The following is a 22,639-nucleotide window of genomic DNA, read 5'->3' as shown; positions in this document are numbered from 1 at the left end:
CGCCCCCGCATGACCCTGGACTGGGCCACCCCCACCGAAAAACTCAACGAACTCCTGATCAACCACGGTGTCGCACCGATCACTTGAGACCAAGGCCCCAAAGAAACCACTCCACCCCATCGAGCAGACCAGAGTCAGCCACCCCAGGAACCCGCTCCACCCCACAGGCAGCAAGCAACCAGCATCACCCCAACTGCGGAATCCGATCACCATACTTCTCCAGGAGAGCGGCGTTAGCGGCGTCCCCACCCTCCACATTGGAGCTACGCCACAACGGAAGCGGATACCCATCCGCCGTGGCCTTGTCGAACACCCGGGCCAACACCTGATTCCACAGATACACAGTGCTCAAAGTGGACAGTGACGAGGTGACCGGCTCCTCAGCCGGATAACTCACATCCCCAGGTCCGGTCAACGTGTCCAGAACGATCGTCGCATTCACCGCCAGCTTCGTCCCAGCCCGCGCCGGAGCCTCCGCGGAAGCCGAAGTGGAGGTCACCGCCACCACCGGGCACCCGGACTCCAGTGCCGTCACCGCCAATTCCACCGGATAGTGATTGATCCCCGAGTTGGAGAAGATCACTAGCACCTCATGTCCCGACAACGGGACCATCTTGAACACCGACCGGGCCAGCCCCGGCCGCCGTTCCGCTTCTGTTGCCCGTCGTGCGCCGCCGAAGACCTGGAGTTCTTCGGTGAACAGGGGGCGCACGCACGCCAGGCCACCGGCTCGGAAGAATGTCTCCGCGACCGCGGCCAGTGAGTGCCCGGCTCCCGCGGTCAGCACAAGGCCGTCGGCCCGGACGCAGGCCAGGATGAGGTCGGACACGTCGTCGAGGGCGTCGGCGTTGTGGTCGCCCACCTCGGCGAGATGGGCCAGGACCTGGTCGCCGTAGGCGTCTTCGGGCATGGTGCCTCCTTGCGTGTGGTGGGTCAGCGCAGGTCTTCCGGTCGGTCGGCGTCGGCGCCCTCGGCGATGTCGTCGCAGGGGACGTCGGCCACGGGGTGGCGGGCCAGGTAGGGCCGGGCGCCGGTGTCGCCGCGCGCGGCGGCGGCCACGCCCGCCCAGTGCGCGCGGCCGATGAGGACAGGGTGCCCGGGAACACCCGCGTAGGTGGCCCGCGCCAACGCGTCGGGTGTCGCCAGGGCGGCGAGTCTGCGGACGGCCGCCGCGGTCACACCAGGGGTGTCCACCGGCAGCACGATGACGGCCTCGGCCGCCCCCAGCCGCGACGCTCCGATGCCAGAGACCCAGTCGGAGCCGGTCGCTGTGCTAGGTGATTCGGGTATGTCGCTCGCACCTGGTGCGGCCGTGCCGACCCGCGGTGCGGGCCCGGTGCCATAGGCCCGGTCGGGGTCGGTCGCCGTGGTGGGTGATTCGGGTATGTCGCCCGCACCTGGTGCGGCCGTGCCGACCTGTGGTGCGGGCCCGGTGCCGTTGGCCCGGTCGGGGTTGGTCGCTGTGCTGGGTGATTCGGGTATGTCGCTCGCACCTGGTGCGGCTGTGCCGTCCTGCGGTGCGGGTTCGGTGTCATAGGTCCGGTTGGGGTTGGTCGCCGTGGGTGATTCGGGCAGGACGCCCGGCGTCGCTGGATCGACCTGTAGCGGGGACTCCAGGCCGGGGGACTTGACCACCACCGTCGTAGGCAATTCGGGCACGTTAGGCGCGCCCAGCGCGGCCAGGCCGACCCGCAGCGACGAACCCATGCCGGAGGCCCAGTCAGGGTTGATCACGACTGTCGCGGGCAGCGGGGGCGCCTCGTGCGCGCCCGCGCCCAGCACTACGACCACCGGCGCGCAGCCCGCTTCGATGAGTGTCGCCAGGGCGTGCTCGACCAGCAGGCCGCCGCGATACGGGGCCAGGGCCTTCGGCATGCCGAACCGCCTGCCCCCGCCCGCGGCGAGGAGCAGGCCCGCCACGCTGGAGGCCGCCATGTACAGAGCCTAGATGCGACTACCGCAGATGATCGAGTAGCAGACCCGTCACGAGGTCGGGGGCTTCCTCGGGGAGCCAGTGCGACGCGTCCTCGACCATCTCGAACCGGTACGGCCCGGTCACCCACTTTCCGCAGCTCAGGGCCGCCGTCGAGCCGATGGCGGGGTCCTCGGTGCCCCACACGTGCATCGTCGGCGTCGGCACCGGGTCGGGCAGGACGTTCCACCGGGTCGCGCGGAACCAGTTGAGCGCCGCGGTGAGCGCGCCGGGCTCGGTGAGCCTGCCGACGTACTCCGCCACCGCCGACGGCGGGATCTTCCAGTCGAAGATCCGGCGCAGGGCCGCGGCGTCGTCGGCCAGCAGTCGCCGCTCGGCGGTGCGCTCCTTGAGCAGGGAGAGGTGCTGCGACCGCAGTTGCTGCTCCTCGTCCTCGCGGAGCGCGGCGGCCATCGCGGCGGGGTGCGGGGCGGACACAGCCGTGAGCGTCCGCAGCCGCCCCGGGTGCGCCGCGGCGGTGTGCCAGCCCACGATCGCGCCCCAGTCGTGGCCGACCAGGTCGAACTCCGCCCAGCCGAGCGCGTCCGCGACGGCCAGCACGTCGCCGACCAGCTCGTCCACCTGGTAGTCGACCACCTCGGTCGGGCGCACGGCGGGGGAGTAGCCGCGCTGGTCGACCGCGACCGCGTGCAGCCCGGCGTGACCGAGCACCGCGACCTGGTGCTCCCACGCGATCGCCGCCTGCGGGAACCCGTGCAGCAGCAGCACCGGCGGGTCGCCGGGGGAGCCCGCGCTGAGCGCGTCGAAGACGCCCGCGGCGGTCGTGATCTGGATGTGGTCGGTCACGCGGGCAGGCTACCGAGGGCCACCGACACCCGACCGCGCCCTGGCGGTGCGCGAGGATGGCGGCGTGAACCAGACCGAGCCCACGCCGGGGATCAGGGTCTACGGCCCGCGCGCGGACGTCCGGGCGGTGGTGCTCGTGCTGCACGGCGGCCGTGAGCGCAGCCGGGAGCGGGTGACCCGCCGTCAACTCGCCTATCTGCGGATGGTGCCGTTCGCCTGGGACATCGCGCGCAAAGGCGCAGGCCAGGGGATCGCGGTGTGGCTGCTGCGCAACCGCTACCGCGGCTGGAACGGGCCCGACCACGACGCGGTGGCCGACGCCCGGTGGGCGCTGGCGGAAGTCCGCCGCGCGCACGGCGACGTGCCGGTCGTGCTGGTCGGGCACTCCATGGGCGGGCGGGTCGCGCTGCGCGTCGCCGGGGACGAGTCGGTGGTCGCGGTGTGCGCGCTGGCCCCGTGGACCAAGCCGCACGATCCGGTCGAGCACCTCGCGGGCCGGACCGTCCTGATCGCGCACGGCCTGCTCGACCAGACGACCGACCCCGAGCAGTCCTACGGCTTCGCCCGCCGCGCGAAGGCCGTCACCGACCGGGTGGCGCGCTTCGACGTGCCCGGCGAGCGCCACGCGATGCTGCGCAAGGCCGACAAGTGGACCCGGCTGGTGACCGGTTTCGTTCTCGGCGTCCTCGACACCCGGCCGATCGATCCTGTCATCACCGACGCTCTCGGGCGGCCCGCGCCGGACGGGTTACGGGTTCCGCTCTAGCGGATGGCGGTTGTCCATAGAGGACAAGACCACGAGGTGCCAGCGGCCGGGGCGAGTGATCATCTGACCGGCCCGCCCCCTACCGTGTGCGCGGGACGCGGCAACCTAGGGCGTCGTCCCGCGTCTTCACAGGAGAAGTGGGAGAATCCCACGGGAGAGGAAAACGGTGTTCGTGACGCGCGAAGTTGGTGGACTCCGATGAGCTACGGACACAATCCCGGATCGCCGGGCTACCGCCCCACCCGTCGGATGGAGCGGCCCCAGGTTCCCCAGCGGCAGCAGCAGTACGACCAGCGTCGCCCGCCGCCCCCGCCGGGGCGCGGTCCCGGCGGCCCGCCGCCGCAGGGGTTCGGTCAGCGGCCGCCGCGCCGCAAAAAGCGGTTCGGGCGGATCGCGCTCATCGTGCTGCTTGTCATCGTGGCGCTGGTCGCCGGGCTGTGGATCTACCTGGAGTCCTCGCTCAAGCGGGTCGCGGCGCTCGGCGACTACGAGGGCAGGCCCGCAGCGGGTGCGGGCGCGAACTGGCTCATCGTCGGCTCCGACAGCCGCGCGGACCTGTCCGTGGAAGACGAGGAGCGGCTGGCCACCGGCGACGCCAAGGGCCAGCGCACCGACACCATCATGCTCATGCACATCCCGGACAACGCGACCAAGCCTACGCTGGTCTCGCTGCTGCGTGACTCCTATGTGGACATTCCGGGCAAGGGCAAAAACAAGCTCAACGCCGCCTACGCCTTCGGCGGCGCGCAACTGCTGGCCAAGACCGTGGAGTTGAACACCGGCCTGCGGCTCGATCACTACGTCGAGATCGGCTTCGGCGGCTTCGCCGACGTGGTCGACGCCGTGGGCGGGGTCGACATGTGCCTGCCCAACCCGATCGATGACCCGCTGGCGGGAATCAACCTGCCCGCGGGCTGCCAGGAACTCGACGGCGCCGCGGCGCTGGGCTACGTCCGCACCCGCGTGGGCCCGCGCGCCGACCTGGACCGGGTGATCCGCCAGCGCGAGTTCATCGGCGCGCTGACCGACAAGGCCACCAACCCGGGCACGCTGCTCAACCCGTTCCGCCTGTTCCCGCTGCTCTCCGCCGCCCCGGACGCGGTCACCGTGGACGAGGGCGACCACCTGCACAACCTGCCCAGCCTCGCTTTTGCGATGGGCGCGGCGGGCGACGGCGGCCTCACCACCACCACGGTTCCCATGGGCGGCAGCAAAAGCGTCCGCGGCGTCGGCTCGGTGATCTTGTGGGACGCCGCGAAGTCCAAGAGGCTGTTCGAGGCCCTGCGCACCGACGCTGAGGTCCCCGCCGACGTGATCGTCGGCCCACCGGCCTAGCTCTCGACCGCCGCCGAACGCCGCTCCCAGCCCGGGGGCGGCGTTCGGCTTTGCTATCGTCACTTTCAGTGACGGCGCTGGGACGGAGAACGCATGGCCAAGCGAGCGCAGTTGGCGCGAATAAGAAAGGCTGCGGGATACACCCAGGAGGGCCTCGCCGAGGCCCTGAATGTCGACCGCACAACCATTATCCGGTGGGAGGCAGGCCAAGGGGAACCGTTGCCGTTCCTGTGGCCGAAATTGGGGAAACTGCTGCCTGTCAACCGACGCGACCTCCTCAACCTGTTGGCTGAGGGGACCACGGTTATCAAGAACCCTCAAGCGCAACGCGAAGTCGTGGCGATGGGCGCGGTTCGTCCGGAGATCGAGTCCGTCGATTCCGGCGATGGGATTCTCGATCATGTGCGGCGGAGTCAGCAGGACTGGCTCACCGTGCGGAAAGCGCCGGGCGTGCGCGGGCGGGAACTGAGTGAGCTGGCCGCGTGGCTTTACCCGCGTTCCCTCCGTGCTCCGGGCGGGCATGTCCTGACCGGCGCCGGGTGGCTGTTGGACGAGCCGGTCGATCTCGGCGCGGTTCGCCTGTGCTGGGCTGAGGCTCCGGTGCCGCCCGCTTTGCCTACTGACCACGTGCTGCCGCTGACCGACCGGGGAGAGCGCTATCTTGGCTACAGCAGGGCGGTTCGCGACCTCGTGCGTCCGCGCCTGCTGGAAAACCGGCCGAGCTTTCGCCTGACTGGTGTCACCAGCGCTGGTGGGTTCACACTGTCCTTCGGGCTTACTACATTCTTCGCGGTGTATGACGTGAAACAGGCCATCGCCCACGAGTTGAAAGCGGCGTGGCTGCGGTCGGACGGGGACCTGCCTGACTGGGGCGACCTTCCGTTGCGGCGGGCTATCGGTGATCCCTTCGATCCCGAACGGCTGCTCATGTCGCCCGGTATTTCCACGCTTGCCATTCGTCGCGATCGCCGTGGTGAGCACACTTTCGTTCTGCACGAGCGTGACGGTGGGAAAGTGGCGGACGGTGGCGGGCTGTGTCATGTCGCGCCCGCGGGAGAGTTTCAACCGTCCTCCGCGGACCCTGCCCACGTGGCCCACGATTTCTCTTTGTGGCACAACATCATGCGGGAGTTCTCGGAGGAGTTCCTCGGCAACCCCGAGCACGACGGCAGCGCGGCGCGACCGATCGACTACGCCGTCGATGAGCCGTTCCGGGACTTCACCATGGCTCGGGAGCAGGGGCGGTTGCGGCTCTGGCACTACGGCTTGGTGATCGAACCGCTCGAACTGGGGGTGGGCCAGTTGACGGTCGCGGTGTTCGATGGCGCGGTGTTCGACCGGATCTTCGCCCGCCGGGTGGGGGCCAACGACGAGGGGCGGTTTGTCGGTCGGCGGGACGTGCCGTTCACCGACGAGGCGATCGACCGGTTGGAGCCGAGGTTGTCGTCGAGCGCGGTGACGCTGCTGCGGTTGGCCTGGCGTGACCGGCGCAGGCTCCTGGCTGATGACTGAGCGAGTTTGTCGCGTGGCACGTCGCCCGATTTTCGGGTGCTACCAGCACTTTCGAGAAGGTCGAATCAACTGTCCGTTACGTCCTGGCGATCTTGGGGTAGGTCATCAGTGCCAGAGGAGCACCAAACACGAGCCCGCTTCGGCGGGCGGATGGGAGGTTTACCGATGGGCACGCCGCGCATCGCCACCGGAGTCGTCGCCAGGGGAGCCATCGCTGTGGCGGCGATGATCGGAGCGGGTGGGGTCCTCGCGGCCCCGGCCGCGAGCGCGCAAGCAGCGGCGCCATGCGGGCCGCGGGCAGCCGCCTGTATCGACCTGAGTGACAACGCGGCCTGGTTGATGGACAACGGGGCGGTGACCTACGGGGCCGTGCCGATCACCACCGGCAAACCGGGCTACGAGACGCCGCCCGGGACGTTTTCGGTGACGTACAAGGACATCGACCACTGGAGCAAGGCGTACGACGCGCCGATGCCGTATTCGGTGTTCTTCACCACCAGCGGGATCGCCTTCCACGAGGGCAGCCTGCAAGAGCAGTCGCACGGGTGCGTGCACCTCTCGCCGGAAGCGGCCAGGGCGTTCTTCGACGGGTTGACCCCCGGCGACGTCGTCGAAGTCGTCCCCTAACGGCACGCGCGACGGGGCCGCCACCACGCACGGTGGCGGCCCCGTCGTCGCGCGGTCAGGCCGCGGGATTCTCGCGGTTGCGCAGGACTTCCAGCGCCTTGTCGGCGTGCACGGTGAAGCGGAACTCGCTCTTGATCGCTTCGAGGATGGCGCCGTCGGTGTCGATGACGAAGGTCTTGCGCTTGGTCAGCAGCGGCCCGAACCGGCGGCGCACGCCGAACGCGGTGGCGACCGCGCCGTCCGGGTCGGACAGCAGCGGGTAGTCGAAGGCGTTGACCGTGGCGAACTTGGCCTGCTTGTCGACCTGGTCCGGGCTGATGCCGACCCGGTGCGCGCCGACCTCGGCAAACTCGGCGGCCAGGTCGCGAAAGTGGCAGCTTTCCGCGGTGCAGCCCGGGGTCATCGCGGCCGGGTAGAAGAACAGCACGACCGGGCCGGTGTCCAGGAACTCCCGCAGGGCGCGCTCCTTCCCGGTCTGGTCCGGCAGGGTGAAGTTCGGCGCGAGGTCTCCGGGCTTCATCAGGGCACTCCCTCGGTCGGTGGGCGGAACCGGCACGCGATCAGGCACAAACCCCACCAGAGGCTCGGGGAGCGCTGGCGGTCGGGGGGCCGGTTCGCCGAAAGGGTGGTTCCCGGGCGGCGCGAGGTGGAATCATCGGCGGCGTGGATGTGCTGGCGACGACCGGGAGCCGCCTCGCGCGGGTGGCGAGCGAGGTGTTCTCGCCTGCGGTCGTCGTGCTGGTCCTGCCGCTCGCCGTGGCCTGGTCGGCCACCGGCCACGACCTGGGCATGACCGTGCTGTGGGGGCTTGAGGTCGCGCTGTTCTCCAGCGTCCTGCCGATGGTGTTCATCGTGCGCGGCGCCCGCCAGGGCCGGTGGGACACCCACCACGTCCGCGACCGCGAGCACCGCCTCTTACCGCTCACTGTCGGCCTCGCCTCCACCGCGGTAGGCATCGCGATCCTTGTTCTCGGCGAGGCGCCGCGCGCTGTGCTTGCGCTGTCGCTGTCGATGTTCGCGACGCTGGTGGTGTGCATCGCGGTGACCCGCTCGTGGAAGGTGTCGCTGCACGCGGCGGTGGCCGGGGGAGCGGTGGCGATGACGGCCCTGCTCTACGGCTGGTGGGCGCTGGCGCTGCTGGCGCCCCTGGCGCTGGTCTGCTGGTCGCGGGTCGTGCTGGGCGACCACACCGCGGCGCAGGTGCTGGTGGGCGTGCTGCTCGGCCCAGCGGTCGGCGGCGCGGTGTTTCTGCTGGTCAGCGGGTAGACGGGCCTCGGCGACGGGAGCCGGTCAGCCGACCGTGCGGCTGCGGCCGCGGAACTCGGCGACGACCTGGTCGTCCCGGAAGACCGTCACGTCGTAGACGCCGTTGCGGCCGTAGCGGGTGCGCTCGGTGGCGCGGGCGACCAGCACGTCGCCCAGGTGGACGGCGGCGACGAAGGTGATGTCCGCGCCCGCGGCGACGGTGACCGGGCCGTGGCTGTTGCACGCGCAGGCGAACGCGGTGTCGGCGAGCAGGAACACGTACCCGCCGTGGCCGATGCCGTGCCCGTTGACCATTGTTTCGGTGACCGTCATGCGCACTTCGGCGTGTCCGACCCCAGCCGTGACCAGCGCGATTCCCAGGGCCGAGGACGCTGTGTCGTCCGTCATCATCCTGGCTACGGGTTCCGGGGTCATGACCCACCTCGATACGGTCGTCACGGCCATCGTAGGCGGGTGGCCTGGACTGGCCGACCATCGGGTGCTTGCACATCCGATAGTAGGAAGTAAGACTATTTCTTGTCGCCGATGCAGCCGATCGGCCCGACCGCGCCCCCACGGAGGCCACCGATGTCCGCAGAGTTGCACCGACCGGCGCACCCGGTCCGGTTCGTCACCGCGGCCAGCCTGTTCGACGGACATGACGCGGCGATCAACATCATGCGCCGCATCCTGCAATCCCAGGGTGCGGAGGTGATCCACCTCGGGCACAACCGCTCGGTCCGCGAGGTCGTCACCGCCGCCATCCAGGAGGACGTGCAGGGTGTGGCGATCAGCGCCTACCAGGGCGGGCACGTCGAGTACTTCAGCTACCTGGTGGAGCTGCTGGCCGAGCACGGCGCGGGCCACGTCAAGGTGTTCGGCGGCGGTGGCGGCGTCATCGTCCCCGACGAGATCAAGCTGCTGCACTCGCGCGGCGTGGCGCGGATCTTCTCCCCGGAGGACGGCCAGACCCTCGGCCTCGCCAAGATGATCAACTCGATGATCGAGGCGTGCGACATCGACCCGGCCGAGGCCGCGCCCGCGGCCAGGGACGCGCTGCTGGCGGGCGACCACGCCGCGCTGGCGCGGACCATCACCCAGATCGAGGCGGGCACGCTGTCCGACGAGGTCCGCGACGCGATCGCCGGGGTCGACCGGGTGGTGCCCGTGCTGGGCATCACGGGCACCGGCGGGTCGGGCAAGTCGTCGCTGACCGACGAGCTGGTGCGCAGGCTGCGCGTGGACCAGCAGGACAAGCTGCGGGTGGCGGTCATCGCCGTCGACCCGACCCGGCGCCGGGGCGGCGGCGCGCTGCTCGGCGACCGGATTCGGATGAACTCCCTCGACGGGCAGGCGGTCTTCTTCCGCTCGCTGGCCACCCGGGGCGCGGGCTCGGAGGTGCCCGACGGGCTGGCCGAGGTCATCGCGGCGTGCAAGGCGGCGGGCAACGACCTGGTGATCGTGGAGACCCCGGGCATCGGCCAGGGCGACGCGGCGATCGTGCCGTTCGTGGACACCTCGCTGTATGTGATGACCCCGGAGTTCGGCGCTGCCTCGCAGCTGGAGAAGATCGACATGCTCGACTTCGCCGATGTGGTGGCGATCAACAAGTTCGAGCGGCGCGGGGCCGAGGACGCCCGCCGCGACGTCGCCCGCCAGCTTGTCCGCAACCGCGAGGCGTTCGGGAAGTCCTGGGAGGACATGCCGGTCTTCGGCACCAGCGCGGCCACGTTCAACGACGACGGCGTCACCGCGCTCTACCAGGAGCTGCGCGGGCTGCTCGCGGACAAGGGCGTCCCGTTCGCCGAGGGCGTGCTGCCGCGCGTCGAGGGGCGAGTGTCCACTTCGGCCGCGACGGTCGTGCCGCCGCAGCGGGTCCGCTACCTGTCCGAGATCGCCGAGACCGTGCGCGCGTACCACCGCGAGACCGACGAGCAGGTCGCGGCCGTGCGCGAGCGGGCGGCGCTGGCCACCGCCCGGGACGCGCTGAGCGCCGCCGGATCGTCCACAGAGGACATTGAGCGGCTGGTCGCGGAAGCCGAGCGCCGGGTGGAGCGCGACACCGCCGACCTGCTCGCCCAGTGGCCCGCCACGGCCGAGCAGTACCGCGCCGACGAACTCGTGGTGAAGGTGCGGGACAAGGAGTTGCACACCCAGCTCTGGCGGGCCACCCTGTCCGGCAGCCGGGTTCCCCGCGTCGCGCTGCCGCGCTTCGATGACGACGCCACGCTGCTTCGATTCCTGCGCAAGGAAAACCTGCCCGGCCGGTTCCCGTTCACCGCCGGGGTGTTCCCGTTCAAGCGCGAGGGCGAGGACCCGGCCCGGATGTTCGCGGGCGAGGGCGACGCGTTCCGCACCAACCGCCGGTTCAAGCTGCTGTCCGAGGGCAACCCGGCGACCCGGCTGTCCACCGCGTTCGACTCGGTGACCCTCTACGGCCGCGACCCGGACACCCCGCCGGACGTCTACGGCAAGATCGGCACGTCCGGGGTGTCCATCGCCTCGCTGGACGACATGAAGGCGCTCTACGACGGTTTCGACCTGACCGCGCCCACCACGTCGGTGTCGATGACCATCAACGGCCCCGCGCCTACGATCCTGGCGTACTTCCTCAACACCGCGATCGACCAGCGCGTCGACGCCTTTGTCGTGGAGCACAACCGGCAGCCCACGCCAGAGGAGCACGCGGAGCTAGCGGCGTGGGCGCTGGCCAACGTGCGCGGCACCGTGCAGGCAGACATTCTCAAGGAAGACCAAGGGCAGAACACCTGCATCTTCTCCACGGAGTTCAGCCTGCGGATGATGGCCGACATTCAAGAGTGGTTCATCCGCAACAAGGTCCGCAACTTCTACTCGGTGTCGATTTCCGGCTACCACATCGCCGAGGCCGGGGCGAACCCGATCAGCCAGCTCGCCTTCACCCTCGCCAACGGCTTCACCTACGTGGAGTCGTACCTGGCGCGCGGCATGGACATCGATGACTTCGCGCCGAACCTGTCGTTCTTCTTCTCCAACGGCATGGACGCCGAGTACTCGGTGATCGGCCGGGTCGCCCGCCGGATCTGGGCGGTGGCCATGAAGGAGCGCTACGGCGCGGCCGAGCGGTCGCAGAAGCTCAAGTACCACGTGCAGACCTCGGGCCGCTCGCTGCACGCGCAGGAGATGAACTTCAACGACATCCGCACCACGTTGCAGGCCCTGTGCGCGCTGTACGACAACGCGAACTCGTTGCACACCAACGCTTACGACGAGGCGATCACCACCCCGACCGAGTCGTCGGTGCGGCGCGCGATGGCGATCCAGCTCATCATCAACAAGGAATGGGGCCTGTCGGCGAACGAGAACCCGTTGCAGGGGTCGTTCGTCATCGACGAGCTGACCGATCTGGTCGAGGAGGCCGTGCTCACCGAGTTCGACCGAATCTCCGACCGCGGCGGCGTGCTGGGCGCGATGGAGACCGGCTACCAGCGCGGCCGCATCCAGGACGAGTCGATGCTCTACGAGCACCGCAAGCACGACGGCTCGCTGCCCTTGATCGGCGTCAACACCTTCCTGCCGCCCAAGGGTGAGGAGGACGAGGTGTTCGAGATCGAGTTGGCCCGCGCCACCGAGGACGAGAAGCGCTCCCAGGTCGAGCGGACCCGGGAGTACCAGCGGCGGCACCGCGCGGAGGCGGAGGCCGCGCTGGCCCGGCTGCGCGAGGTGGCCGCGACGGACGGCAACGTGTTCGAGGTCCTGATGGACGCCGCCCGGGTCTGCACCCTGGGCCAGATCACCGAGGCGTTTTTCGAGGTGGGCGGCCAGTACCGGCGCAACGTCTGACCGGAGCCGGGGGGGGGGGGGGGGGGGGGAGGGGGGGGGGGGGGGGGGCGGACGAGGTGGGGGAAGGACGAAGGGGGAGGAAAAACCCCCCCCTCCCCGAGCCCCCCCCCCCCCCCCCCCCCCCCCCCCCCCCCCCCCCCCCCCCCCCCCCCCCCCCCCCTCGGCCGTCAGGCCAGGTCGGCGAACGGCCGCGGGTAGCGGAACGTCCCGCGCATCTCGGGCCGGTAGGCGGTCAGTGGGCGGACTTGGAACGCGGGCGCCCAGTCCGGGACCTCCGGCTCGATGCCGAACTCGGCGGCGGGCCGGAACCCGAACCGCGGGTAGTACTCCGGGTGTCCCAAAAGGACGACCAGTGCTTCGTCCAGCGCGTCGGCCGCGCCGAGCACAGCGTGCATCAGCGCACTCCCGACCCCGTGGCGCTGATACTCTTCCCGCACACCGAGCGGCCCCAACGCGACCGCGCTGTGCCCACTCGGCAGGAGAAAACCGCGCGAGGCGGTCACCTGACCGACGATGAGCCCGTCGACCTCCGCGACCAGGCACAGCGGTGCCAGCCAGGCATCGCTCGCCCGAAGGCTGTCCACCAGCGCGGGCTCAACCGGCTGGCTGTCAGGGTAAAGCGCGGCGAAGGCGTCGGCATGCACGTGCGCGACCGCGCGCTCGTCACCGCTTCTCTCACGTCGAATCAGCACACCCCATCGTCGCACCGCGCTCGCGGTTCGCGCGCGCCCTTTAGGCCGACAGCGGCTCGCCGCTGAGACACAGTGGACAGTCAGACGAAGGCCAGACGTCGGTTTCCAGTTCGGTGAGCCATATCTGGTCCAAGCCCAGCCGGGGACCGACCTGCGGTCCCGTGGGCGCGCACACGAAGACGCTGGCGAGCGCGACGGTCGCCGCGCCCCGGTCGGCCAGCGCGCGGACGGTGGCCTCGGTCGCCGACCCGAGGTTGATCGCGTCGTCCACCACGACGGCACGGGCGCCCTCGACGTCGAGCCCGGCGGGCACGGCGTAGCGCGGGCCGGTCGCGTCGACGGTGCGGGTGGTGTAGGCGAACCGGACGCCGAGCGCGGCGGCGACCCACTGCGCGAGGAACGCGCCGCCGTCGAGCGGGCCGACGACCAGGTCCGCGCCGAACCGAACGAGGCGGGCCGCCAACGCGTCGGCCGCGGCGCGGACGCGGGCCGGGTCGCTGATCAGGCGGTCGAGGTCAAGCCAGGTGTCGCCGTGGTGGCCGGACTCGAAGGCGAAGTGGCCGTGGCGCACGAGTTCCCGCATGGCTGGGCGCACCTCGCGACGTAGTGGCTGCCGTACTCGGCGCCGACTTTATCGGGTGAACCTCGGTCGGCGTCGGATTTGCCGCTGATAGCGTCGGATCGGTCCGATCGCTTCGTGATGGTCGTCTTTCCACGTGGCCGGTGCCGGGGTGTTGGAGGTCGCGATGGTGTGGCGCGGGGCTTCGGTCAGGATGGCGCGTGGGACGCGGGTTCTGTGTCTGGTCGCCGGTGTTGTGCTCGCCCAGGCGCCCGCGCCCTCGGCCCAGGCGAGCCCTCGGGCGGAAATGTGCCTGTCGGCGAGGATCGAGGTCGGTTTCGGCCGGGCGCTGCTGCCGGGCGCGGCTGAGGTGCCCACGTCCCTGCCCACCTCCACGCCATCGACCTCGCCATCGTCGGCAGGGCCGACTGCGAGTCGGCCTATGGGTCGGCCATCACGCGCAGGATGGTCTGCGCCGCCCTCCCCGGCCGCGACACCTGCCAGGGCGACTCCGGCGGCCCGCTGGTCGTCAATGGCCGTCTGGCGGGGATCGTTTCCTGGGGATACGGCTGCGCCCGCCCGGATCACCCCGGTGTTTACGCCAATGTCGCGGAACTCCGGAACTGGATCGACACCGTGGCAGGCTGACGGGCCGGGCCGCGGATGAGATCCCGGTGCCAGGAGCCCGCCACCCACTCGAAGTAGCCGCGCCGCCCGCGATGGCCTGCTCCAGCGCGCGCGGGTGGGCCTCGTGGGTAGTGGTGGTTTGGCAACCCTCGATGACGAATTAATCATCCGACTACAGTTTCTTTAGCAAAGTTCATCACGATTGCCCAATGAAGGTCATGGAACTGCGTCAGGACGCGGGCGTCGCGGGCGCCCGACTGGTCGGCCTCGGGTCCTACCGGCCGCCCGCCATGGTCGGGAGCGCGGAGATCGCGGCCTGCTTCGGGCGGACCGGGGACTGGGTTCAGGAGCGCACGGGCATTGTGTCCCGACGCTTCGCGACCGACGAGACGATGGCGGAGATGGCGGTCCTAGCTGCTGAGAAGGCGCTGGCGCAGGCCGGGCGGGACGCCGCGGGGGTCGACCTGGTGGTCGTGGCGACGTGCAGCGGGAAGGGGCCGCTGCCGCTGTACGCCGCCAGAGTCGCCGCGGCGCTGGGGGCGTGGGACGCGGCGGCCTTCGACCTCAACGCCGCGTGCGCCGGGTTCTGCTACGCCCTCGCGGTCGCCGCCGACGCGGTGCGGGCCGGATCGGCGCGGCGGGCGGTGGTGGTGGGGACGGAGAAGCTGTCCGTCTGGGTCGACCCGGCCGACCTGGGCACGTCGATCATCTTCGCCGACGGGGCCGGGGCGGCGGTTATCGAGGCCGCCGACGAGCCCGGCATCGGCCCGATCGTGTGGGGCAGCGACGGCTCGGCCGACGCCGCCGCGCTGATCCACATCTCGGACGGCGGGCTGATGCGGATGCAGGGCCAGGCGGTGTTCCGGTGGGCCACCACCGAGATCTACCCGGTCGCCCTGCTGGCCTGCGAGCGCGCGGGCGTCGACCCGAAGGACCTGGCCGCGATCGTGCCGCACCAGGCCAACCTCCGCATTGTCGAGGCGCTGGCCCGCAAGATCGACGCGCCGAACGCGGTCGTGGCCCGGGATGTGGTCACCTCGGGCAACACCTCGGCCGCGTCGATCCCGATGGCGATGGACCGGCTGCTCGCCGAGGGCGCGGAGCCGGGCGGGCTGGCGCTGCTGGTGGGCTTTGGCGCGGGCCTGTCGTACGCGGCCCAGGTGGTGCGGATGCCGGAGAGCCGACAGTCGTCCGAAGTCCTCAGTGGACAGTGTCGCGGATGAAGTCCCGGTACCAGTGATAGGAGTCCTTCGGGGTGCGTTTCTGCGTGGCGTAGTCGATGTGGACGAGGCCGAAGCGCTCCCGGTATCCCGCCGCCCACTCGAAGTTGTCGGTCGCCGACCACACGAAGTAGCCGCGCACGTCCGCGCCGCCCGCGATGGCCTGCTCCAGGGCGCGCAGATGGGCCTCGTGGTAGGCGATCCGCGCCGGGTCGGGCACGCGCCCGTCCACCGGGTCGGGGTCATGGTACGAGCAGCCGCTTTCGGTGATGTACAACGGAACCATCGCGTCGCCGTAGCGGTCGGCGAACATCGCCACGGTCTCCCGCAGCCCCTCGGGGACCACCGGCCAGCCGAAATCGGTCGTCGGATACCCGTGCAGCGGCCGCGGCTCGAACGGCAGGTTGGGCGGCAGCAGCCCGGCCACCGCGGGGCTGGCCCCGTTCTTCGATGGCGCGCCGACCAGGGTCGGCTGATAATAGTTGATCCCGTACCAGTCCAGCGGCGTCGAGATCACCTTGAGGTCTTCCACGACCGGGCCGGGCATCGCCGCGGCGAGTTCCGGGGCCGGATAACGGCCGAGCAGCACCGGATCGGCGAACAGCCAGTTCACCAGCGTCGCGTATGACCGCGCCGCCGCCGTGTCCTTTTCGGACTCCGAAGCGGCCCACACCGCGCCGTGGTGGTTGGCCACGCCGATGTTCGAGCAGCCCGCCGCGCGCAGCGCGCCGACGGCGAGCCCGTGGCCGAGCAACTGGTGGTGCACCGTCGGCAGCGCGGCCAGCCCGAGTTCCCGCCCCGGCGCGTGGTTGCCCAGCGCGTAGCCGAACATCGTCACCACGACCGGCTCGTTGAGCGGCATCCACATCCGCACCCGGTCGCCGAGCCGTTGCCCCACAACGGATGCGTAGTCGGCGAACCGGTAAGCGGTGTCCCGGGTGAGCCAGCCCCCGCTGTCCTCCAAGTGTTGCGGAGTGTCCCAGTGGAACAGGGTGACCGCGGGCGCGATCCCGGCCGCGCACAACTCGTCCACGAGCCGGTCGTAGAAGTCCAACCCCTCGGGGTTCACCGTGCCGTCCGGCACGACCCGCGGCCACGCCACCGAGAACCGGTACGCGCCGACGCCCAGATCACGCAGCAGCGCCACGTCTTCCCGGTAGCGGTGGTAGTGGTCGGCGGCCACGGCGCCCGACTCGCCGTCCCGGATTCGACCGGGTTCCGCGCAGAACGTGTCCCACACCGACACCCCGCGCCCGCCCTCGGTGACCGCCCCCTCGACCTGGTAGGCGGCCGACGCCGCACCCCACAGGAACTCCGGCGGGAACGGCATCGTGGGGGTCCTCCTGTCGACAGGCTACGGAGATCCGGGGGCGAACTCGCGCGGCCGGTCGCGCAGGCCAAGCAGCCACTGCACGGCCTGTTCGCAGCGGGCCGCGGCGAAACCGTCGCCGAAGGGATTGTCCGAGGGCGGGGCAGCGCGCAGTTCCATGCCGCTGAGCAGCAGCTTCTCGGTGATCCGGGCGATGACCGCGCGGTCGGCGCCCGCCGTCCACGGGTAGCCGGGGCGCGGCGGCTCGGCCCAGGCGGTCACCTCGCCGCCAACCACGAGGGTGGGGACGCCGAAGCTGGGGGCCTGCTCGGCGAGGATGTCGGAGTCGGTCACCGCCGCCGCGGCCACCGACAGCAGGCAGACCAGTTCGGGCTGGGGGAGCGGGTCGGTGATCGTGACCCGGACCAGCCGCCCGAGCATGTCGTAGGCGCGGTGGCGCAGCGCGCTGTCGCGGGGGACGGGCAGCACCACCTCCAGGTCCGGGTTCGCCAGCACCAGGTCGGCGACCCCGTGCAGCACGTGCGTCGCCGTCTCCGGCCGCCAGCGGGTCGCGTCGAGCACGACCAGCACCAGCCTGCAGTGGCCCGCGACGACGGTGTCCTCCACCAGTTGCACCCGGTCGTCGGCGTGGCGCACATGCCGGTCGAGGGCCTCGAACCCGGCGTCGACGGCCGTGCTGCCCACCGTCACCACCTTCGGCCCGGTGTGGCGCTCGTCGGCGAGGTTGGCCGCGGTGTCCGGGGTGGCCGCGAGGTGCAGCGAGCACACCTGGGCGATCAGCTTGCGGTGGCCCTCCTGCGGAAACGGGGCGGTGAGGTCGTAGGACCGCACGCCAGCGTCGAGGTGCACCACCGGGATCTGCCGCCAGAACGCGGCCATGGTCGCGCTGAACGCGGTCGCAGAGTCGCCCTGCACCACCACCGCGTCCGGCCGCCGGTCGGTGAAGGCGTGGTCGAGCCCGGCGAGCAACTGCGCCGCGGCGCGCGGGGTCTCCTGGCCGTCGCGGGACAGCTCCACCAGGATGTCCGCGGCCAGACCGAAAGCGGACAGCGCCGCGGTGGCGGCGGGCGCGTCGTCGCCGCAGGCGAGCACGACCGGCCACACCTGCCGCCGGGCGCGCATCGCGGTGGCCAGCGGAGCGAGCTTGACGGCGGCGGCGGCGTCCCCGGCGACGAGACAGACCTCGGGCGCGCGACCGGACGGGAGCGGGGCGGGCAGGGGGACCAAGGTGTTCGGCACGGCCACACCCCCTCCGCGACACCGGAGCGAGCGATTCGCGGCCCCGGTTTCCCTCGTCCACTGCGGTATAGCGCGAGACTCCCGCGACGTTACTCCCGGCGGAATCAGCGCACATTTCGACACGCCGAAACCGATAAGCGCCCGGGTGACCGCGCGCGATCACGCCACCCGGTCAGGGGTTGCCGCGGTGGGTGTTCTGCAATCGGGTCGCGTAGACCGCCGCCTCGGTGCGCCGGTCGAAGCCGAGCTTGTGCAGCAGCGTGGAGACGTAGTTCTTGACCGTCTTCTCGGCCAGGTACAGCGCGCCCGCGATCTGCCGGTTGGTCATGCCCTCGGCGATCAGGTCCAGGATCTTGCGCTCCTGCTGGCTCAGGCTGCTGTAGCGCGGGTCCTCGACGCGCCCGGCGCGCAGCCGCTCCAGCACGGTCGCGGTGACCCCGGCGTCGAGCAGCGACCCGCCGCCAGCCAGCGTCCGCACCGCAGAGACCAACTCGCCGCCGCTGACCTGCTTGAGCATGTACCCCGCCGCGCCCGCCATGATCGCCCCGAACAGGGCCTCGTCGTCGGAGAACGAGGTGAGCATCAGGCACGCGGGCGGCGGCTCGACCACCGACCGCACCTCCCGGCACACGCTCACCCCCTCCCCGTCGGGCAGCCGCACGTCGAGGATCGCCACCTGGGGCCGCACCGCGGGAATGCGCGCCAGCGCCTGCCCGGCCGTGGCCGCCTCGCCCACCACGTCGATGTCCGGCTCGACCTCAAGAAGCTGGCGCAACCCGCGGCGCACAACCTCATGGTCGTCGAGCACGAACACGGAAATACTCATTCACACGCCTCCTGGCCTCGCACCCCGGCCGAGGGCAGCGGCACCGCCCAGTCGACCCTGGTCCCGCCCGGCTCGGGCGAGTCGATCTCGCAGTCTCCCCGCCAGCGGCGCGCCCGCTGGACCATGTTCGCCAGCCCGCTGCGGTGTCGGATGCCCGGCGGCAGTCCCCGGCCGTCGTCGCGCACGAGCAGCCCCAGCCGGGTCGCCCCTCGGTCGACCGACACGGTGACCGCGACGCCGCCCGCGCCCGCGTGCCGCACCACGTTCGACAGCGCCTCGCGCAGCGTGGCGATCAGGTCGAGCGCCACGTCCGCTGGCACGACCGAGTCCAGCGGGCCCTCCAGCCGCACGGTCGGCTCGAACCCCAGCGAGACCGTCGCGTCGGAGATCGCGCGCAGGATCTCGCCGCGCAGGCTGTAGGGGCCGTTCGCGGGCTGCTGGAGGGAGAAGATGCTGCGCCGCACCTCGCGGATCGTCTGATCGATCTCGTCGGTGAACCCGGCCAGCCGCTCGGCGGCGTCCGGCCCGGTCGCGCGCTTGAGGCCGTGCAGCCCCAGGCCGATCGCGAACAGCCGCTGGATCACCAGGTCGTGCAGGTCGCGGGCGATCCGGTCGCGTTCCTCGTAGAGCGCGAGCCGCTGCCGGTCCTGCTGGGCCTCGGCGAACTCGATGGCGAGGGCGGCGTGCGTGGCGAAGTCGGTGATCATCCGCAGGTCGTCGTCATCGAACCGGGCCGCGCCGTGCTCGCGGGCGACCATCAGCACGCCGGTGGTGTGCTGGCCCGCGGTCATCGGGACGAACATGGCGGGCCCGAGCGCGTCGATGCCCCGGGGCAGACGGTGGAAGTTCGCCAGCGACCGGATCAGGCTGGCCTTGGCGACCTCGGTGAGCACCCGGGGCCTGCCGGTGCTGAACACGTCGCCGGTGATGCTGTCGACGATCGGCAGCCGCAGGCCGGACAACTCGTCGCGCAGCACGCCGTCGACGCCGCGCACGAGCATGTGCCCCGGCCCGGACGGCCCGGCGACGAACGCCAGCACCGCGGCGGGCGCCTCCCGGGCCCGGCGCACCAGCAGGTCAAGGCCCTCGGTCTCGCACGCGGTCGTCCGCAACGCCGCGGTGACCTCGGTGGTCGCCCGCAGCCACCGCTCCCGCCTGCGGCTGAGGTCGTAGTGCCGGGCGTTCTCGATCGCCATGCCCGCCGCGGCGGCCAGCGCGACCACCACGTCCTCGTCCTCCTGGGTGAACGCGCGCCCGCCGATCTTCTCGGCCAGGTAGAGGTTGCCGAACACCTCGCCGCGCGCCCGGATCGGCACGCCGAGAAACGAGCTCACCCCCGCGAGCCGCTCCGGTCCGATCCGCCCTGGCTCGACGTGCCCCGGGCCTGCTTGCCCCGGCTCGGCCGCGGCGGCGCCGGTGGGCTGGGTGAGCCCGGCGAGGGCGGCGGGGTCGCTGTCGGCGGACAGCCGCAGCGGGCGGTCGGTCACCAGGCCCAGCACCGCCGTGGCCGCGGGCAGCGTGCCGCCCGCGCGGGCGCACTCCACGAGGTCGCCGTCCTGGCCGAAGGTGTCGAGCGCGCCGTAGCGGGCGCCCGCCAGCTCGCAGCCCGCGGCGACGATGCGGCGCAGCACGTCGGGCAGTGACAGGTCGCTGGCCACCGACACCACGGCGTCGAGCAGGTGGCGCATCCGCTCCTGGGAGACCTCGGCCGCGGCGGCGCGGTCGACCAAGCCGCGGAACAGATTGTTCCGACGCAGAGCGTGTGGGTCGCCCGCGGGCCTGCCGTCCTGGCCGCCCGGTTGGTCCGCACCCGTCTCCAGCACGGCGTCCACCGCTTTCTCGGTCGAGTCCCGCGGCACGTGTTCGCCCGGTGTCCTGGCTCGCGCGGGTTTTCCTCTTCCCTGCCCCGATCGGTGCGTCGAGCGTCCTCGCGTTCCGCGCCGAGCGCAAGGTCGTGCGCGGGATCTCACCGCAATGCCGCGATGTGGGCGGGTCCCCTTCTGGTGGCCTAGTTGGTGAGCGGCTCGCCGGGAAGCGGTCCGGAATGGCCTCTACCGCAATTGCGTCACGCGATTCCGGACACAATCCACCGCAAAGTCCACCGTCCCGGTCCGCCACGCAGAATCGTGCGGGAAAGCGGTGCGACGTCAATGCGCCAGAACGCCGACGGATCGGCGCCGAGAGCGTGAATGAGCGCCGCTTTCACCACCGCCGGATGGGTCACCGCGACCGTGCGCGGCGATTCGGTCGGCCGGTCGTCCAGCCAGCCGCCGACCCTGGCCACCAAGTCCACAACGGACTCGCCGCCATGCGGCGCGGCTTTGGGGTCGGTCAGCCACTTGGTCAACTCGTCCGGCTCGGCCACGGCCAGCTCGTCGAGCGCGTGACCCCGCCAGCGCCCGAAGTCGGCGTCGCGCAGCCCCTCGTCCGGCTCGGCGGACAGCCCCAGCGCGGCCGCCGTCTGCGCGCACCGGAGCGCCGGGCCGCGCAGCGCTTCGTCCACTTGGCCCAATGCGGGTCCGGCGGCCGCGGCAGCGGCGGCGTTGTCGTCAAGCGGCTCGTCAGCCGGGAACGCCGCCGCGCGCGTGGCCGCGGTCGCCCCGTGACAGACCAGAATCAGCCGCGCGCTCATCCGGCCACCGCACAAGATCGGCAGCCTCGCGCGCTCACGCACCGTGTTGATTGTCCGCTCGCAAGCTCGCTCACCGAGACCACCCCTGACCTGCCCACCGGGCAATCCCACCGTCCGAACGGCCGCGTTGACAGTGCCACGCGAACTCCCATACGTTTCCTAGTCGACCCTGATGGTAGAAGGAAGCCGGTGTGACTCCGGCACGGCCGCGCCACTGTGATCGGCCCCGGGACCCCGGGGCCGAAGTCAGACCCTTCACCGTCGTCCGCTCCACCGACTGGGCCGCGTGAAGCCCGAGGAGGCAGTTCCATGACGCATGCCGTCGCACTCCCCACCCCCGTCCCCGTGAGCATCCCCGTCCGGCAGATCCTGCCGTACGCGATCTTCGCCGGGATCATCTCCCTGCTGGCGCTGTACTTCGTCGGCGCGGAGCAGGGCGCCCTCGCGATCTTCGAGGGCACCTACGTGCACGAACTGGTCCACGACGCCCGGCACCTGCTGGGTTTCCCGTGCCACTGACCGAGAACGCGACAGCCCCAGCCACCTTGACCGTTCGGTCGCTGTTGGTGTGGGGGTTGCTCGCGGGACTTGTCGGCGGCGTGCTCGCTTTCGGCTTCGCGTACGTGTTCGGCGAGCCGTCGGTGGACGCGGCCATCTCGATCGAGGAAGCAGGCGCATCGCATTCGGATTCCGGGCATGATCATGGCGCGGCGCACGAGCCCGCCGAGGAGGAGGTAGTCAGTCGGGCGTTCCAGTCGACTGGCGGTCTCGGAATCGGCACGGTCGCCTATGGTCTCGGCCTGGGCGGGCTGTTCAGCCTGGCGTTCGCGTTCGCCTACGGGCGTATCGGTCCGCTGACGCCACGGGCTACCGCCGTGGCGTTGGCTGGGCTTGGGTACGTCGCGGTGGTTTTGGTTCCGTTCCTTGCCTACCCGGCTAACCCGCCTGCGGTAGGCAATGGAGAGACCATTGGTGACCGGACCGCGTTGTTCTTTGGCATGATTGGGATTTCGCTGGTCGCTGTGGTCGGTGCGATCTTCGCCGCTCGGGCGCTTGTTGTGCGCATGGGCGGTTGGGGCGCGACTGTGGTGGCTGGGCTTGGGTATCTGGTCGTGGTGACCGGTGTGGCCAAGGTGCTGCCCACGTTTCAGGAGGTGCCTGCCGGGTTCCCTGGGAATGTTCTTTGGGAGTTTCGGATCGCTTCTCTGGGCACTTCAGCGGTGCTGTGGGCGGGGATCGGGATCGTGTTCGCGGTGCTGTTGCAGCGGGGGTTGTCCCGCGCGTGAGTTGGTTGCGGAGGCCGCCTTCGGGCGGCCTCCGTCGTTTGTGGTGGGCTCGATGGGGTGGAGTGGTTTCTTCGGGGCCTTGGTCTCAGGTGGTGGGTGCGACACCGTGGTTGATCAGGAGTTCGTTGAGTTTTTCGGTGGG

General features: G+C 71.0%; 21 protein-coding genes and 1 pseudogene. 10 read left to right on the top strand and 12 right to left on the bottom strand.

Going from position 1 to position 22,639, the window contains the following annotated elements:
* Positions 1-184 precede the first annotated feature (184 nt).
* From ACZ6SD_RS31055 to ACZ6SD_RS31045, 3 genes are read right to left on the bottom strand one after another with little or no spacing between them, the layout of a single operon-like run.
* A complete protein-coding gene (locus ACZ6SD_RS31055) occupies positions 185-910 on the bottom strand; it encodes a sugar isomerase domain-containing protein (protein WP_465320579.1) in 726 nt (241 codons plus the stop codon).
* A 23-nt stretch (positions 911-933) separates the two neighbouring features.
* The gene (locus ACZ6SD_RS31050; RefSeq protein ID WP_465320578.1) at positions 934-1,935 is read right to left on the bottom strand and encodes a nucleotidyltransferase family protein; all 1,002 of its coding nucleotides are present in this window, start codon (positions 1,933-1,935) and stop codon (positions 934-936) included.
* A 19-nt stretch (positions 1,936-1,954) separates the two neighbouring features.
* The gene (locus ACZ6SD_RS31045) at positions 1,955-2,779 is read right to left on the bottom strand and encodes an alpha/beta fold hydrolase (RefSeq protein WP_465320577.1); all 825 of its coding nucleotides are present in this window, start codon (positions 2,777-2,779) and stop codon (positions 1,955-1,957) included.
* Between the two features lie 64 nt (positions 2,780-2,843).
* Between ACZ6SD_RS31045 and ACZ6SD_RS31040 the strand changes: the two genes are divergently transcribed.
* From ACZ6SD_RS31040 to ACZ6SD_RS31025, 4 genes are all read left to right on the top strand, one after another.
* Complete coding sequence (locus tag ACZ6SD_RS31040) at positions 2,844-3,545, top strand: alpha/beta hydrolase (RefSeq protein WP_465320576.1); 702 nt, start codon at positions 2,844-2,846, stop codon at positions 3,543-3,545.
* Positions 3,546-3,743: 198 nt separating this feature from the next.
* Entirely contained in the window at positions 3,744-4,880 is a 1,137-nt protein-coding gene (locus ACZ6SD_RS31035; protein ID WP_465320575.1) for an LCP family protein, read from the top strand.
* Between the two features lie 93 nt (positions 4,881-4,973).
* Complete coding sequence (locus ACZ6SD_RS31030; RefSeq protein WP_465320574.1) at positions 4,974-6,392, top strand: helix-turn-helix transcriptional regulator; 1,419 nt, start codon at positions 4,974-4,976, stop codon at positions 6,390-6,392.
* Positions 6,393-6,557: 165 nt separating this feature from the next.
* Positions 6,558-7,019, top strand: coding sequence for a L,D-transpeptidase (locus ACZ6SD_RS31025; protein WP_465320573.1), 462 nt, complete (start codon positions 6,558-6,560; stop codon positions 7,017-7,019).
* A gap of 55 nt (positions 7,020-7,074) precedes the next feature.
* Here the strand turns inward: ACZ6SD_RS31025 and ACZ6SD_RS31020 are convergent, their stop codons facing one another.
* On the bottom strand, positions 7,075-7,539 hold the full coding sequence (locus ACZ6SD_RS31020; RefSeq protein WP_465320572.1) for a peroxiredoxin: 465 nt from the start codon (positions 7,537-7,539) through the stop codon (positions 7,075-7,077).
* A gap of 143 nt (positions 7,540-7,682) precedes the next feature.
* Between ACZ6SD_RS31020 and ACZ6SD_RS31015 the strand changes: the two genes are divergently transcribed.
* Positions 7,683-8,285, top strand: a complete 603-nt coding sequence (locus ACZ6SD_RS31015; protein WP_465320571.1) for a hypothetical protein — start codon at positions 7,683-7,685, stop codon at positions 8,283-8,285.
* A gap of 24 nt (positions 8,286-8,309) precedes the next feature.
* Here ACZ6SD_RS31015 and paaI read toward each other — a convergent pair whose 3' ends face one another.
* Entirely contained in the window at positions 8,310-8,675 is a 366-nt protein-coding gene (paaI, locus tag ACZ6SD_RS31010; RefSeq protein ID WP_465320580.1) for a hydroxyphenylacetyl-CoA thioesterase PaaI, read from the bottom strand.
* Between the two features lie 177 nt (positions 8,676-8,852).
* Here paaI and icmF point away from each other — a divergent pair, with 177 nt between their 5' ends.
* Positions 8,853-12,086, top strand: coding sequence for a fused isobutyryl-CoA mutase/GTPase IcmF (icmF, locus tag ACZ6SD_RS31005; protein WP_465320570.1), 3,234 nt, complete (start codon positions 8,853-8,855; stop codon positions 12,084-12,086).
* Between the two features lie 167 nt (positions 12,087-12,253).
* Here the strand turns inward: icmF and ACZ6SD_RS31000 are convergent, their stop codons facing one another.
* Together ACZ6SD_RS31000 and ACZ6SD_RS30995 are read right to left on the bottom strand one after the other, a co-directional pair.
* On the bottom strand, positions 12,254-12,778 hold the full coding sequence (locus tag ACZ6SD_RS31000) for a GNAT family N-acetyltransferase (RefSeq protein ID WP_465320569.1): 525 nt from the start codon (positions 12,776-12,778) through the stop codon (positions 12,254-12,256).
* Between the two features lie 40 nt (positions 12,779-12,818).
* Positions 12,819-13,361, bottom strand: coding sequence for a phosphoribosyltransferase family protein (locus ACZ6SD_RS30995; protein ID WP_465320568.1), 543 nt, complete (start codon positions 13,359-13,361; stop codon positions 12,819-12,821).
* Between the two features lie 369 nt (positions 13,362-13,730).
* Here ACZ6SD_RS30995 and ACZ6SD_RS30990 point away from each other — a divergent pair.
* Both ACZ6SD_RS30990 and ACZ6SD_RS30985 read left to right on the top strand, forming a co-directional pair.
* Positions 13,731-13,985 (top strand): annotated as a pseudogene (locus ACZ6SD_RS30990) (trypsin-like serine protease); the annotation flags it as partial.
* A gap of 188 nt (positions 13,986-14,173) precedes the next feature.
* The gene (locus ACZ6SD_RS30985) at positions 14,174-15,187 is read left to right on the top strand and encodes a beta-ketoacyl-ACP synthase 3 (protein ID WP_465320567.1); all 1,014 of its coding nucleotides are present in this window, start codon (positions 14,174-14,176) and stop codon (positions 15,185-15,187) included.
* Here ACZ6SD_RS30985 and ACZ6SD_RS30980 read toward each other — a convergent pair.
* The 5 genes from ACZ6SD_RS30980 to ACZ6SD_RS30960 form a co-directional block, all read right to left on the bottom strand.
* Positions 15,165-16,514, bottom strand: coding sequence for a GH1 family beta-glucosidase (locus tag ACZ6SD_RS30980; RefSeq protein WP_465320566.1), 1,350 nt, complete (start codon positions 16,512-16,514; stop codon positions 15,165-15,167). The genes ACZ6SD_RS30985 and ACZ6SD_RS30980 overlap by 23 nt on opposite strands.
* 24 nt (positions 16,515-16,538) lie before the next feature.
* Positions 16,539-17,753, bottom strand: coding sequence for a UDP-N-acetylglucosamine 2-epimerase (locus ACZ6SD_RS30975; protein WP_465320565.1), 1,215 nt, complete (start codon positions 17,751-17,753; stop codon positions 16,539-16,541).
* Positions 17,754-17,925: 172 nt separating this feature from the next.
* The gene (locus ACZ6SD_RS30970; RefSeq protein WP_465320564.1) at positions 17,926-18,579 is read right to left on the bottom strand and encodes a response regulator; all 654 of its coding nucleotides are present in this window, start codon (positions 18,577-18,579) and stop codon (positions 17,926-17,928) included.
* Positions 18,576-20,438 (bottom strand): sensor histidine kinase, encoded by a 1,863-nt coding sequence (locus ACZ6SD_RS30965; RefSeq protein ID WP_465320563.1) that lies wholly within the window; start codon positions 20,436-20,438, stop codon positions 18,576-18,578. Before ACZ6SD_RS30965 ends, ACZ6SD_RS30970 begins: the two co-directional genes overlap by 4 nt.
* 206 nt (positions 20,439-20,644) lie before the next feature.
* Positions 20,645-21,253, bottom strand: a complete 609-nt coding sequence (locus tag ACZ6SD_RS30960; RefSeq protein WP_465320562.1) for a histidine phosphatase family protein — start codon at positions 21,251-21,253, stop codon at positions 20,645-20,647.
* 267 nt (positions 21,254-21,520) lie between these two features.
* Between ACZ6SD_RS30960 and ACZ6SD_RS30955 the strand changes: the two genes are divergently transcribed.
* Positions 21,521-21,730 carry a CbtB domain-containing protein gene (locus ACZ6SD_RS30955; protein WP_465320561.1) on the top strand — a complete coding sequence of 70 codons (210 nt, stop codon included), beginning with the start codon at positions 21,521-21,523 and terminating at the stop codon, positions 21,728-21,730.
* Positions 21,721-22,497, top strand: a complete 777-nt coding sequence (locus tag ACZ6SD_RS30950; RefSeq protein WP_465320560.1) for a CbtA family protein — start codon at positions 21,721-21,723, stop codon at positions 22,495-22,497. The genes ACZ6SD_RS30955 and ACZ6SD_RS30950 overlap by 10 nt, the downstream gene beginning before the upstream one ends.
* Positions 22,498-22,639 lie beyond the last annotated feature (142 nt).

This window comes from Actinokineospora sp. NPDC051303, assembly GCF_055586285.1.
The sequence above is the reverse complement of the archived record's forward strand: the minus strand, read 5'-3'. Positions and strand labels throughout refer to the sequence as shown.